Source organism: Paenibacillus sp. VCA1 (assembly GCF_031583795.1).
GTDB classification, from domain to species: Bacteria; Bacillota; Bacilli; order Paenibacillales; family Paenibacillaceae; genus Paenibacillus_AQ; species Paenibacillus_AQ albilobatus.
This window is the reverse complement of the sequence record NZ_JAVLSX010000001.1, coordinates 39,288-52,860: the sequence shown is the minus strand read 5'-3', so window position 1 is coordinate 52,860 and position 13,573 is coordinate 39,288. Positions and strand designations below refer to the sequence as shown.

General features: G+C 52.9%; 11 protein-coding genes and 1 tRNA gene. 5 read left to right on the top strand and 7 right to left on the bottom strand.

From position 1 onward, the window contains the following. Nucleotides 1–19: 19 nt before the first annotated feature. From eno to RJP21_RS00260, 6 genes are all read right to left on the bottom strand, one after another. Nucleotides 20–1,306: a phosphopyruvate hydratase gene (eno, locus tag RJP21_RS00285; RefSeq protein WP_160039702.1), complete on the bottom strand. Its 1,287-nt coding sequence runs from the start codon at nt 1,304–1,306 to the stop codon at nt 20–22. Nucleotides 1,307–1,370: 64 nt separating this feature from the next. Then, on the bottom strand, nt 1,371–2,915 hold the full coding sequence (gpmI, locus tag RJP21_RS00280) for a 2,3-bisphosphoglycerate-independent phosphoglycerate mutase (protein WP_310857593.1): 1,545 nt from the start codon (nt 2,913–2,915) through the stop codon (nt 1,371–1,373). Between the two features lies 1 nt (nt 2,916). Continuing rightward, on the bottom strand, nt 2,917–3,669 hold the full coding sequence (gene tpiA / locus RJP21_RS00275) for a triose-phosphate isomerase (protein ID WP_310857592.1): 753 nt from the start codon (nt 3,667–3,669) through the stop codon (nt 2,917–2,919). Nucleotides 3,670–3,717: 48 nt separating this feature from the next. Further along, complete coding sequence (locus RJP21_RS00270; RefSeq protein WP_310857591.1) at nt 3,718–4,899, bottom strand: phosphoglycerate kinase; 1,182 nt, start codon at nt 4,897–4,899, stop codon at nt 3,718–3,720. A 261-nt stretch (nt 4,900–5,160) separates the two neighbouring features. After that, nucleotides 5,161–6,171, bottom strand: a complete 1,011-nt coding sequence (gene gap, locus RJP21_RS00265; protein WP_160039710.1) for a type I glyceraldehyde-3-phosphate dehydrogenase — start codon at nt 6,169–6,171, stop codon at nt 5,161–5,163. 126 nt (nt 6,172–6,297) lie between these two features. Then, on the bottom strand, nt 6,298–7,338 hold the full coding sequence (locus RJP21_RS00260; RefSeq protein WP_160039712.1) for a sugar-binding transcriptional regulator: 1,041 nt from the start codon (nt 7,336–7,338) through the stop codon (nt 6,298–6,300). Nucleotides 7,339–7,641: 303 nt separating this feature from the next. On the opposite strand from RJP21_RS00260, the gene RJP21_RS00255 reads away from it, so the two are divergent. The 5 genes from RJP21_RS00255 (at nt 7,642) to nrdF (ending at nt 12,250) form a co-directional block, all read left to right on the top strand. Further along, nucleotides 7,642–7,716: transfer RNA gene (locus RJP21_RS00255), tRNA-Arg, on the top strand. Between the two features lie 186 nt (nt 7,717–7,902). Further along, the gene (clpP, locus tag RJP21_RS00250) at nt 7,903–8,499 is read left to right on the top strand and encodes an ATP-dependent Clp endopeptidase proteolytic subunit ClpP (RefSeq protein ID WP_160039714.1); all 597 of its coding nucleotides are present in this window, start codon (nt 7,903–7,905) and stop codon (nt 8,497–8,499) included. A gap of 285 nt (nt 8,500–8,784) precedes the next feature. Further along, nucleotides 8,785–9,144: a class Ib ribonucleoside-diphosphate reductase assembly flavoprotein NrdI gene (gene nrdI, locus RJP21_RS00245; protein WP_310857590.1), complete on the top strand. Its 360-nt coding sequence runs from the start codon at nt 8,785–8,787 to the stop codon at nt 9,142–9,144. Then, nucleotides 9,131–11,215, top strand: coding sequence for a class 1b ribonucleoside-diphosphate reductase subunit alpha (gene nrdE / locus RJP21_RS00240; RefSeq protein ID WP_160039718.1), 2,085 nt, complete (start codon nt 9,131–9,133; stop codon nt 11,213–11,215). The genes nrdI and nrdE overlap by 14 nt, the downstream gene beginning before the upstream one ends. A gap of 78 nt (nt 11,216–11,293) precedes the next feature. Beyond that, nucleotides 11,294–12,250 carry a class 1b ribonucleoside-diphosphate reductase subunit beta gene (nrdF, locus tag RJP21_RS00235; protein WP_160039720.1) on the top strand — a complete coding sequence of 319 codons (957 nt, stop codon included), beginning with the start codon at nt 11,294–11,296 and terminating at the stop codon, nt 12,248–12,250. 137 nt (nt 12,251–12,387) lie between these two features. Here the strand turns inward: nrdF and RJP21_RS00230 are convergent, their stop codons facing one another. Then, nucleotides 12,388–13,494: a PdaC/SigV domain-containing protein gene (locus RJP21_RS00230; protein ID WP_310857589.1), complete on the bottom strand. Its 1,107-nt coding sequence runs from the start codon at nt 13,492–13,494 to the stop codon at nt 12,388–12,390. Nucleotides 13,495–13,573 lie beyond the last annotated feature (79 nt).

Here is a 13,573-nt window from a genome sequence, read left to right as displayed (position 1 = left end):
CAGCTGGAAAAGCTGCTTCTTATCTATTCAGGTTGTAGAAGGACTTCAGTCCGTTGTATTGAGCCATTTCGCTCAGTTCGTCCTCGATGCGGAGCAATTGGTTGTACTTCGCGATTCGGTCGGTACGGGAAGGTGCGCCCGTTTTGATCTGGCCGGCATTCGTTGCAACCGCGATATCCGCGATCGTGCTGTCTTCGGACTCGCCGGAACGGTGGGAAACAACCGCAGTATATCCTGCGCGTTTTGCCATTTCGATGGCGTCGAAGGTTTCAGTCAGCGTACCGATTTGGTTCACTTTGATCAGGATCGAGTTGCCGATGCCTTCTTTGATGCCTTTTTCAAGACGTTCGGTGTTGGTTACGAACAAGTCGTCGCCAACGAGCTGGATCTTGTCGCCGAGTTTCTCGGTAAGGAGTTTCCAACCTTCCCAGTCGTCTTCGGAGCAGCCGTCTTCGATCGTGATGATCGGATATTTGTCAACCCAAGAAGCGAGCAAATCAACGAATTCTGCGGATGTGAAGGATTTGCCTTCGCCTTCGAGATGGTATTTGCCGTCTTTAAAGAACTCCGTGGAAGCAACGTCCATGCCGAGGAATACGTCTACGCCCGGTTTGTAGCCGGCTTTTTCGATAGCTTCCATGATGGAGGACAATGCGTCTTCGTTGGAAGTGAAGTTAGGAGCAAAGCCGCCTTCGTCGCCTACTGCCGTATTCAGGCCTTTGCCTTTCAATACGGATTTCAGGCTGTGGAAGATTTCAGCGCCTGTGCGAAGGGCTTCCTTGAAGGAAGGAGCGCCTACAGGCAGGATCATGAACTCTTGCACGTCGACGTTGTTGTCGGCATGAGCGCCGCCGTTCACGATGTTCATCATCGGTACAGGCAGTTGTTTTGCGTTGAATCCGCCAAGGTATACATACAGAGGCAGGTCCAAAGCGTCGGCTGCTGCGCGTGCCGTAGCCATGGAAACGGCCAGAATGGCGTTTGCGCCCAGCTTGCCTTTGTTAGGCGTGCCGTCCAGTTTGATCATCAGCTTGTCGATGCCGAGCTGGTCGAGCGCGTCCATGCCGATCACTTCAGGAGCGATAATTTCGTTTACGTTTTTAACGGCGTTGAGAACGCCTTTGCCGAGGTAACGGTCTTTGTCGCCGTCGCGAAGCTCAACGGCTTCGTGAGCGCCGGTGGAAGCGCCGGATGGAACGATGGCGCGGCCCATAGCGCCGGATTCGAGGTAAACTTCAACTTCAACAGTCGGGTTGCCGCGGGAGTCGAGGACTTCGCGAGCGTACACGTCAGAAATAATAGTCATTGTACTTGTTCTCCTTTGCGGTGTATTTAATCCAGAATAGATACCATCTCTATCATTATACCGTTTATTTGCGGCTTGCAATCATCGATTCTCCGGTCATTTCAGCCGGCTTAGGCAGCTGCATCAGGTCGAGAATCGTTGGAGCCACATCGGCCAAAATGCCGCCGTCACGCAGCGTCACGTCTTCGGATGTCAAAATAAACGGAACCGGGTTCGTCGTATGCGCGGTAAATGGTCTTCCCTGCTCGTCAAACACCATGTCGGCGTTTCCGTGGTCGGCGATGATGATCGCTACCCCGCCTTTGGCAATGACGGCATCAACGACTTTGCCCATGCACTCATCCGTCACTTCAACCGCTTTGATCGTCGGCTCCAGCATGCCGGAGTGTCCGACCATGTCCGGGTTGGCGAAGTTGAGGATAATGGCATCGTGTTTTTCGGCTTCGATTTCTTTCACGCAAGCGTCCGCCACTTCGTAGGCGCTCATCTCAGGCTTCAGGTCATACGTGGCAACCTTCGGCGAGTTGATGAGAATCCGGGTTTCCCCTGGAAGCTCTACGTCGCGGCCGCCGCTGAAGAAAAACGTCACGTGCGGATACTTCTCGGTTTCGGCAATGCGGAGCTGCTTTTTCCCCTGCTGCACAAGCACTTCACCCAGCGTGTTGTCCAGGTTTTTCGGCTCGTAAGCCACATATCCTCCAACCGTTTCGCTGAAGAGCGTCAGGCAGACGAAATGAAGGTTCTCAGGGAACTTCGGCCCGCGGTCGAATCCGCGGAAGTCCTTGTTCGTGAATACCTGGGACAGCTGAATGGCGCGGTCCGGACGGAAGTTCAGGAACACGACGGAATCGCCGCTTTCCACGAGCGATACCGGCTGGCCGTTTTCGTCCACGATCACCGTAGGCTCGACGAACTCGTCGAATACCGATTTGTTGTAGGATTCCGTTACGGCTTCAAGCGGATCGGTGTATTTCGGTCCGTCCCCGTATACGATCGCGCGGTAGGATTTCTCTACGCGTTCCCAGCGCTTGTCGCGGTCCATCGCATAATAGCGGCCTTGAACGGTCGCGATTTTGCCGATGCCCACTTCTTTGATTTTTGCTTGCAGATCCTGAATGAACTTCTTGCCGGAGTCCGGAGCTACGTCGCGGCCGTCCAGGAAAGCATGGATATAAACTTCATGCATATCCTCTTTTTTGGCAAGGTCCAACATGGCGAACATATGCTCAATGTGGCTATGTACGCCCCCATCCGACAGCAAGCCGTATAAATGCAGCTTTTTGCCGTTATTTTTTGCCGCGCGAACCGCTTCGACCAACGTCGGGTTATCGAAAAATTCGCCTTCGCGGATCGATTTCGAAATGCGGGTCAAATCCTGGTACACGATGCGTCCTGCGCCGATGTTCAAATGGCCTACTTCGGAGTTGCCCATTTGTCCTTCCGGCAGACCTACCGCTTCGCCGGAAGCGGTCAGCGTCGTATGTGGGTATTTGGCCATCAGGCGGTCGTAGTTCGGTTTCTTGGCCTGAGCCACCGCGTTGCCTTCGTTCGTGCTGCGCAGACCGAATCCGTCCATAATAATCAATGCTACAGGTCTAGGTGCGGTCATCTTACTTCGCCCCCTGAACGAGCTGGATATAGGAAGCCGGCTGCAAGCTGGCGCCGCCGACAAGCGCGCCGTCAATGTCGCTTTGTCCCATGTACTCGGCCACGTTTTCAGGTTTAACGCTACCGCCGTATTGAATGCGGACTTTGCTCGCAACGTCTTCTCCGTACAAACCTTTGACCAGGTCGCGGATATAGGAGATAACTTCGTTTGCATCCTGCGCAGTCGAAGATTTTCCTGTTCCGATCGCCCAGATCGGTTCATATGCAATCACGGCTTGAGCCGCTTGATCGGCGGACAGTCCTTGGAATGCCGCTTCGGTTTGCACCTTGCAGACATCCTTCGTTTGGCCGGCTTCGCGCTCTTCGAGCTTCTCGCCCACGCAAACGATCGGCGTCAAGCCGTGGCGGAATGCCGCGTGCATTTTTTTGTTCACGGTCTCGTCGGTTTCCGCAAAATAAGCGCGGCGTTCGGAGTGGCCGATGATGACATAATCCACGCCAAGCTCCTTCAGCATTTCGCCGCTGATTTCGCCGGTAAATGCGCCGTTGTCTTCAAAATGCAGGTTTTGGGCGCCGATTTTGATGGACGTGCCTTTAGCGGCTTCAACCAATGCCGGAAGGTTGGTGAACGGAGCGCAGATGACGCTTTCCACGCCTTCCACTTCCGCTTTGCCCTTCACTTCTTCGATGAATGCTTTGGCTTCCGGAACGGTCTTGAACATTTTCCAGTTGCCCGCAATGATTGGTGTTCTCACTTGCTTCAACTCCTTCTTCGGAAATCCTTACGGCTGTACCCGCCCGGATTATTTATCGTTCAGAGCCACGACGCCTGGGAGCGCCTTGCCTTCCATGAATTCCAGCGAAGCGCCGCCGCCTGTGGAGATGTGGTCCATTTTGTCCGCCAGATGGAATTTCTCCGCCGCTGCCGCTGAATCGCCGCCGCCGATGATCGTGTAACCTTCGGTTTGGGCGCAAGCTTCGGCCACTTCACGCGTACCATTGGAGAATGGATCGATTTCGAATACGCCCATCGGTCCGTTCCATACGACAAGCTTGGAGTTTTTAATGATTTCGGCATACTTAGCGCGCGTTTTCGGTCCGATGTCCACGCCTTCCCATTTTTCAGGGATGTTGCCCACTTCCACGATATTCACGTTCGCGTTTGCGCTGAAATCGTCCGCGATGACGATATCGACCGGAAGCAGGAAGTTTTTGCCGAGATCCTTCGCTTTTTGGATAAATCCGAGCGCCACATCCAGTTTCTCATTATCGCACAAAGACATGCCGATTTCATACCCTTGCGCTTTCATGAAGGTATAGGACAGGCCCCCGCCGATCAGCACGTTGTCCGCGATGTTCAGCAGGTTGTTGATGACGTCGATTTTGTCTTTGACCTTCGATCCGCCGATGATGGCCGTGAAAGGACGCTCAGGGTTGGACAAAGCCTTGCCGAGAACGTTCAATTCTTTCTCCATAAGCAGGCCGGATACGGCCGGCAGGTAATGCGCGATGCCTTCTGTGGAAGCATGGGCCCGGTGAGCGGCGCCAAACGCGTCGTTGACGTACAGGTCCGCAAGCTCGGCGAATTGCTTCGCCAGTTCCGGATCGTTTTTCTCTTCCCCAGGGTAGAAACGCACATTTTCGAGCAGTAGCACGTCTCCGTCGTTCATTTTGGCGATTTTGGCTTTAACCGCTTCGCCCACGGCCTCGTCCGCTTTAGCGACCGGTTTGCCGAGAAGCTCAGACAAACGCTCTGCCGCCGGCGTCAAACGCAGGGAATCGACGAACTCTCCTTTCGGACGGCCCAGATGGCTCGCCAGGATGACCTTCGCGCCGCGCTCGATCAAATATTTGATCGTTGGCAGCGTTTCGCGGATCCGCGTGTCGTCCGTAATTTTTCCGTCTTCCAAAGGCACATTGAAGTCCACGCGCACGAATACGCGTTTGCCGGTTACTTCCACATCACGTACAGATTTTTTGTTCATGGTTCGTTCCTCCGTACCCATTTTTTGTTTGTATTCAGGAATTACAGGGGACAAGCTCGTTCGTTTCGGGATTTTTTCAATCCTCTTGTTTTTATCTATCCAAACTCTCCGTCGTCTCTATCCAAATCGTTTTACTTCGTTTATGGGCATGACGCGAAAATCCGAAAGTCGGCTTCCTTCCGGATTTGCCGCATGCAATTTACAAAGAGCGGAAACAAAGGTTCTGTTTCCGCTCCATATATTCCGCTTGACCGGCCGGTCTTACTTAGCCAGTTTTGCGAAGTATGCCAATGTGCGAACCAATTGAGCCGTGTAGGACATTTCGTTGTCGTACCAAGCAACGGTTTTCACCAGTTGTTGGTCGCCTACTGTCAGCACTTTGGTTTGAGTTGCGTCGAAGAGCGAACCGAACGTGATGCCTTTGATATCGGAAGATACGATTTCGTCTTCGGTGTAACCGAAAGTTTCTGGGTCGGACGCTTCTTTCATAGCTGCGTTGACTTCGTCAGCCGTTACTTTTTTGTTCAGAACGGTAACGAGCTCGGTCAGGGAACCTGTTGGTACAGGCACGCGTTGAGCGGCTCCGTCCAGTTTGCCTTGCAGTTCCGGAAGAACCAGACCGATTGCTTTTGCAGCGCCAGTGGAGTTTGGAATGATGTTCTCGGCAGCGGCGCGCGCACGGCGGAAGTCGCCTTTTGGATGCGGAGCGTCCAGGGTGTTTTGGTCGCCGGTGTAAGCATGGATCGTAGTCATCAGACCGGATGCGATGCCGAACTTGTCGTTGAGCGTTTTAGCCATTGGAGCCAGGCAGTTCGTTGTGCAGGAAGCGCCGGAGATGACGGTTTCGGATCCGTCCAGCGTTTCATGGTTGACGTTGTAAACGATCGTTTTCATGTCGCCTGTAGCAGGAGCGGAGATCACGACTTTTTTCGCTCCGCCTTTCAGGTGAAGCTCAGCTTTTTCTTTCGTCGTGAAGAAGCCTGTGCACTCCAGAACGATGTCAACGCCAAGCTCGCCCCAAGGAAGCTCTTCAGGGTTGCGGTTCGCGAGAACTTTAACTTCTTTGCCGTTTACTTTGAAGAAGCCGTCATGAACTTCGATGTCTCCGTCGAATTTGCCTTGCGTCGTGTCATATTTAAGCAAATGAGCCAACATTTTAGCATCAGTCAAGTCGTTGATTGCCACAACTTCGATGCCTTCCACATTTTGAATGCGGCGGAAAGCGAGTCGTCCGATACGTCCAAAACCGTTAATGCCTACTTTTACACTCATTGAATAGTCCTCCCAAAGTTCTTATTTTGTGAATGTTTGCAGGTCGGCCGCAGCCGTCCGAAACATTCATTATTTATTCAAAACAGGCGGGCTTGCGCCTGTGTTGATAACGAAACAATGCCGAGCTTACGATTGCTCATCGATCTGCCTGCAAATCTCGACGGCCGCCGCTTCGTCCGTCACGAGAATATCCTCATGCCCGAACTTCAGCACGGAATGAATGGCGGTCGCCTTGTCTTTCCCGCCGGCAATCCCGATCACGATCTCCGTCCGGATGATGTCCTCCAGCCGGAGGCCCAGCGTAATCATGCGGTGAACAACTTCGCCTTGCTCGTTAAAATAATAGCCGAAAGACTCCGCTACCGCGCCTTCGCGCTGAATCTCCTGCGCCGCGGCCGGATCCAGCCTCCTGCGCCGGGTCATCTCCATCGCGTCGCCGATGCCGTGCACAATGATGCGGCATCGCCGGATGACGTCCACGATTTCCTGAATATTGCGGTCCTGCACCAGCGATTGATATGCGTCATCGCTAAGCAGATCGGGGACATGCAGCAGCCGGTATTGGGCGCCTACGCGTTTGGCCATCGTAGAAGCGATCGTGTTCGCCTGGAATTCCAAGCTTTCGCCAAGTCCGCCCCTAGCCGGAACGAACCAGCTGTTCTTCATCGACGCGGAAGCATGCGGATTGAGCTCTTCCGCTACCGCGGCCAACGTGGAACCTCCCGTGACGGCAACCGTGTCCTCCTGATTCATGACGCCGAGCAGCGCCTTCGCCCCTTCGCGCCCGAGATCGCGCTTCGTCAGCGGCGATGCTTCGCAATCCCCCGGCACGACGACAACCTTTCTCAGGCCGTATGTACGGCGGATTTTCTCGCTCAGCTCATTCAGTCCGAACAGTTCCTCGGCCATCGGGCCCATCTCGTCCAGCAGCTTTCGCCCGGCTTCGCTGATCTTCATGCCGGAGCTTTCAATTTCGATAAGCCCTTGGGCTTTCAATAGATCCGTCTCCGCGCGCAGCACCCGCTCGGTCATATGCAGCGAGGCCGCCAGCGTTCGCCGGCCAATCAGCTCCGAGAGCATGATCTGATGGAGGATGGTGTACCTTGTCTTGAGCACGTCCATGAGATCAGGCAGAAGCTGCTTTTGTATCTCTAATATTCTCCGCATTTGCTCTCCACTCCCGCAACTTCAACTTCCTTCTCTCCTGCCCCTGGCCTTAAAACGTCCCACGGTAACGATTTAAGTCCCACTTATATTCTACTCAATTTCACCCCTTGTTGCAAGTAGTCCACCGTCTATCCTTCACATTATTCTTTCCTCTTATACGGCTTATACGGCGGCGGCAGGCGGCTATCCGACGTTTCAAAATGCCTCTTGCATTTCTGCGCGGCTTATCGTATAATAACACTTGCTGTACGGAATGTACGAGGGATAACCCGCCGCAGTCCGACTGAAGCATGTTTGACATATGCGCCCGTGGTCCAATGGATATGACGCAGGCCTCCGGAGCCTGAGATCGAGGTTCAATTCCTCGCGGGCGCGCCATATTATTAATGAAGCATCTACCATATGTTTAACCTTTAAGACCAAAGCCAATCAACGGCTATTTTTTTTACCCTCGAGTTTGACTTTCTTTGACTTTTTGTTTGAAATTGTTTATCATGGGGTTATTACGGTAACAGTAAGTATAGAATAGTTGCAATTAATCCATTAAATAGGGAGGTTTTCCACGTGAGTTATATACCTATGGTCGTTGAACAAAGCAACCGCGGCGAACGCGCCTACGACATTTATTCCAGACTGTTGAAAGACCGCATTATTTTTCTGGGATCCGATGTCAACGACGTCGTAGCCAATTCGATCATTGCCCAGCTGCTCTTCCTGGCTGCGGAAGATCCCGATAAGGACATCCACCTCTACATCAACAGCCCCGGCGGCTCCATTACGGCCGGCATGGCGATTTTTGATACGATGCAATACATTAAGCCGGATGTGTCCACCATCTGCGTGGGTCTCGCCGCTTCCATGGGCGCGTTCCTGCTGAACGCCGGCGCGAAAGGCAAACGCTACGCGCTGCCGAACAGCGAAATTATGATTCACCAGCCTCTCGGCGGTGCTCAAGGACAAGCAACGGATATCGAAATCCGCGCCCGCCGCATCCTGAAAATGCGCGACACGCTGAACCGCATTCTTGCCGAACGCACGGGACAGCCGCTGGAACGCATCGAACGGGATACCGACCGCGACTACTTCATGAGCGCGCAGGATGCAGCTGAATATGGCATTATCGATAAAGTGCTCGAGCATCCTCCGGTTCAAGGCGTCTAACCACCATATCTAGATATAGCAGCTTCAGGGGCTCCTAAAAGATCTTTTTTGGATCTTTCGGGAGCCCCTTTTTGCCGCGTCACGCCGCCGATTCTACGTACTCTAGCACAACCTTTCTCATAGGCAAATCCTCATTTGTCCATTGACGAACCCAAGATATTGATGTAAAATTCAATTTATCAACTACATATTGATCCAAAACATCATAAATAGCCTATTACGACTTGCATTCATTAAGGTTGCAGCGTCGTTTTTTTTGCAAAGAATCGGTAGGAGTGATAGAGTATGCTGGTTGTCTACGATTCCAAAACGGGGAACGTCAGACGTTTCATAAACAAGCTGAATATGCGGAGCGTTTCGATCGCGGAGAAGGAAGAGATCAACGAGCCTTACGTGCTCGTGACCTATACGACCGGGTTCGGCCAGGTTCCCGAGAAGGTGAAGTCCTTCCTGACCCGCAACAGCAACATGCTGCGCGGCGTATCGGCAAGCGGCAACCGCAACTGGGGTCCCCGTTTTGCCAAAAGCGCGGACACGATCTCCGAGATGTACGATGTTCCGGTCCTCACGAAATTCGAGCTGTCGGGAACAACGCAGGATATAGAAACTTTTGTTGAAAGGGTGCGGAGCATTGAAACATATTGAATTGAACAACGAATTGATGCAGCGGGGGGCTGACGGTTATTTTCAGCTTTCCAAAGACAAAGAAGCGGTCGCAGCCTTTATGGAGGAAGTCGAAAAGGACACGATGAAGTTCGGTTCCCTCCGGGAAAAGCTCGATTACCTGATCGACAACGACTACTACGAAAACGTGTTTGAAAAATACACCTACGAAGAAGTCGAGGCCGTATTTAACCTCACGGCAAGCAGCGACTTCCAGTTCCAGTCCTACATGGCGATTTCGAAGTTCTACAAGGACTACGCGATGAAGACGAACGACAAAACGAAATATCTCGAGCAGTATCCGGACCGGGTCGCCATCGTCGCCCTGCACCTTGGGGACGGGGACAGCGGGAAAGCGCTCCGGATCGCCGAAGCGATGATCGACCAGCGCCTGCAGCCGGCGACGCCGACTTTCCTGAACGCGGGCAAGAGCCGCCGCGGCGAGCTGGTATCCTGTTTCCTTCTGGAAATGGACGATTCCCTCAACTCGATCAACTACGTGCTCGGAACCTGCATGCAGCTGTCCAAAATCGGCGGCGGCGTGGCGGTGAACCTGTCGAAGCTTCGCGGACGCGGAGAGCCGATCAAAGGGGTAGCCGGAGCGGCTAAAGGCATCATGCCCGTGCTCAAACTCATGGAGGATGCCTTTTCTTATGCCGACCAAATGGGTCAGCGCAAAGGATCCGGCGCGGGATACTACAACATTTTCGGCTGGGACGTCATTGAATTCCTGGATTCGAAAAAAATCAACGCCGACGAAAAACTGAGAATCAAAACGTTGTCCATCGGACTCATCATTCCGAACAAATTTTACGAGCTTGCCGCTCAAAACAAGCCGCTTGTCGTATTCGGGCCTTATTCCGTTTACAAGGCCTACGGCAAACACCTGGACGACCTTGATATGGACACGATGTACGACGAGCTCCTCGCCAATGACCAGATCACTAAAAAGACGGTCATGAGCGCGCGCGACATGCTGACGAAGATCGCTTCCACCCAGCTTGAATCCGGTTATCCTTACATCGTGAACAAAACGAACGCCAACCGGGCGCATGCGCTGAAAGATATCGGCCAGATCAAAATGTCGAACCTGTGCACGGAAATCTTCCAGCTGCAGGAGACGTCGGAAATCAACGACTACGGCATCGAAGACGTCATCCGCCGCGACATCAGCTGCAACCTGGCTTCGCTGAACATCGTCAACGTCATGGAGCAGGGAAAAGTGAAGGATTCCGTCCATGTCGGCATCGAAGCGTTGACCGTGGTCAGCGACTTGTCCAAAATCGAAAACGCCCCGGGCGTACAACGCGCCAACCGCGAGCTGCACTCCGTCGGACTTGGGGCCATGAATTTGAACGGTTACTTGGCGAAAAACAAAATCGCCTACGAAAGCGCCGAAGCGAGAGAGTTCGCCAGCACGTTTTTCATGATGATGAACTTCTACTCCATCGAAAAAAGCATGGAAATCGCCCGCGACCGCGGCGAGACATTCAAAGATTTCGAAAAATCCGAATACGCGAAAGGCACTTATTTCGATAAGTACCTCGAGACGGACTTCCGTCCGACGTCTGAACGGGTTCAGCAGCTGTTTGAAGGCATCGAAATCCCGACGCCGGAGGATTGGGCCCGCCTGAAGGAGCAAGTGCAGAAATACGGCTTGTACCATGCCTACCGTTTGGCGATCGCGCCGACGCAAAGCATTTCGTACATCCAGAACGCAACCTCCAGCGTCATGCCGATCGTCGAGCACATCGAAACGCGTACATACGCAAACTCGACGACGTATTATCCGATGCCGTTCTTGAGCGCGGAAACGCAGTGGTATTACAAATCCGCCTATAACATCGACCAGTTCCGCCTGATCGACATGATCGCCGCGATTCAGCAGCACGTGGACCAAGGCATTTCCACCGTCCTGCATGTCAACAGCACCGTGTCGACCCGCGAACTGTCCCGTTTTTACGTATACGCCGCCCAAAAGGGCCTCAAATCGCTTTATTACACCCGGACGAAAAAGCTGTCCATCGAAGAGTGCACAAGCTGCGCTGTCTAAAAATTGATCATACGGCAAGGCAATCGCAGGGACCTCGGGTCCCTCGTTGCCTTCTTAATATAAAGGAGCTATCGCCTAATGAAAGCAGTAAACTGGAACCGGCCGGACGACGATTTTACGTTGATGTTCTGGCAGCAAAACATTATGCAGTTCTGGACCGACGACGAAATCCCGCTGTCCGACGACAAAATGGACTGGATCAAAATGACGGACGACGAGCGCACGGTCTACAAACATGTCCTCGGCGGCTTGACACTGCTTGACACGCTGCAGGGCGGCGTCGGCATGCCGAAGATCCTGGAGCATGTGGAAGGGCTGCAGCGCAAGGCTGTGCTCGGCTTCATGTCGATGATGGAGCAGATCCACGCCAAATCTTACAGCAGCATCTTCACGACGCTCGCTTCGACGGAGGAAATCGACGCGATTTTCCGCTGGGTTGAAGAAAACGAGCAGCTGCAGTTCAAAGCCAAACAAATCGAGTCTTGGTACAAAAACATCAACTCCGCTCAGGACCTGTACCGGGCGATGGCCGCCTCGGTATTCCTGGAGAGTTACCTGTTCTATAGCGGCTTCTTCTATCCGCTCTACCTCGCAGGCCAAGGCAAAATGACAAGCAGCGGCGAAATCATCGACCTCATTATCCGGGACGAGAGCATCCACGGCCTGTACGTCGGCTTGCTCGCTCAAGAGCTGTTCCAGACGTTCACCCCTGAAGAACAAGCTCAGCTGCAAAAAGAGCTGTATGAGCTGCTGGAGACGCTGTATCAGAACGAGGTGGTCTATACGGACGCCTTGTACGCTCCGATCGGATTGCAGGAAGAGGTCAAAACCTATGTCCGTTATAACGCCAATAAAGCGCTGATGAACCTCGGCTTCGAGCCTCATTTTCCGGAAGAGCCGATCAACCCGATCGTGTTCAACGGCATCAGCACGCATACGAAGCAGCACGACTTTTTCTCGAAAAAAGGCAACGGCTACGTTCGTGCGATCAACATCGAGCCGCTGTCGGATGAGGACTTCATTTTTAACGTATAATTCCTATAACAAAGCCCGCCATGCAATGCATGGCGGGCTGTTTTAATATATAAGAGTTAACTTTCACGACGATCACACGGATGCAAAAAAGCGGCAAGGAAGATCCCCTATACCGCCTTTCCCGAGACTTTAAGCCGTTATTTGAACGCCGCAAACGGGTCGGTTCCTTTTGGAAGCACCTCGCCGAAGCTGAAGGCATACGTCGGAATGCCCGCCGCGTAAGGCGCGATTTCGTACTGCTGGTAGAAGATCGCAAAACCGCCTTCTTTCAGATAGAAATCCGGCTTTTCGTTCAGCCCTGCCGTCACGTCGTTGAATTTGACTTCCTTCGTTTTTTGCTTCAGCATGCTGTCGAGCTTCTGCTTGTAATCCGGCGCCGCCTTCAGCACATCGCCGAGGCTGAGCTGCTTGCCGTCCTTCAGGGAGAAGGTCAGGCCTTCGCGCACCGTGCTGCCATGGGCTCCGCCCGTGTAGCCGTATTGGTCGATGACGACGCTCAGCACGCCATCGCGGTTAAACGTCACAACGAAACTTTGCACGAAATCGTACACGTTTTCGATTTTGCCGTCCCGATGGCTTGCCTTCTCTTCGCTGTCTTTCGCAAATTGCTCGGCTTTTTCCTTGAATACGGCATTGATCTTCTGCTGCACGTCCTCGGCAAGGCCGCTCACCTTCGGATAATGGATGACGATGCCGGCATTTTTATTCGTTTTCGTAATCGTTTCGCTTGAAATGCTAATATCGTTCATGGCCTGCTTGCCAAGCTCCAGCGACTTCAAGGAAGGGTTCCACACCCCTTTAATGCCCATATAGTCATTCAGCAGCTTGAACGGCACGTATAAATGTCCGTTCAGGTTTTTGGCTTCATACTGATCGCTGTTGATGCTATCGTAAACGTAATAGCCGTTCAGGTTCGAGATGACGCCGTAATCGGACAATTCCAGATTCAGCTTCATGATCCCGCTGCCGATGCTGTACGTTTTTGTTCCCGGATTATAACTGAGCGGCAGTCCCAATGCGTCGTGAAGAACGGTAATCGGTATCATCGTGTTCCCGTTGACGATTTTCCCCTGCTGCGTTAATGTCTTGCCGTTTGCTTTAAGCACAATCACGGGTTGTACGTCCTGCTTCGCCGCCGTTTTGGCTGCCGCCGCATGAACGCTCGTGCCTACTGTCACGCCAGCTCCTCCAAACAATACGCCGGCTGCAAGTACGGCCGCTCCCCACTTCATTCCTTTATTCATCCCTGAATCCCCTCTCTCCAAACATTGCTGCATATGCTAGTCATATGAAAGTTTACTGTATTTTACCCATGCGATTATT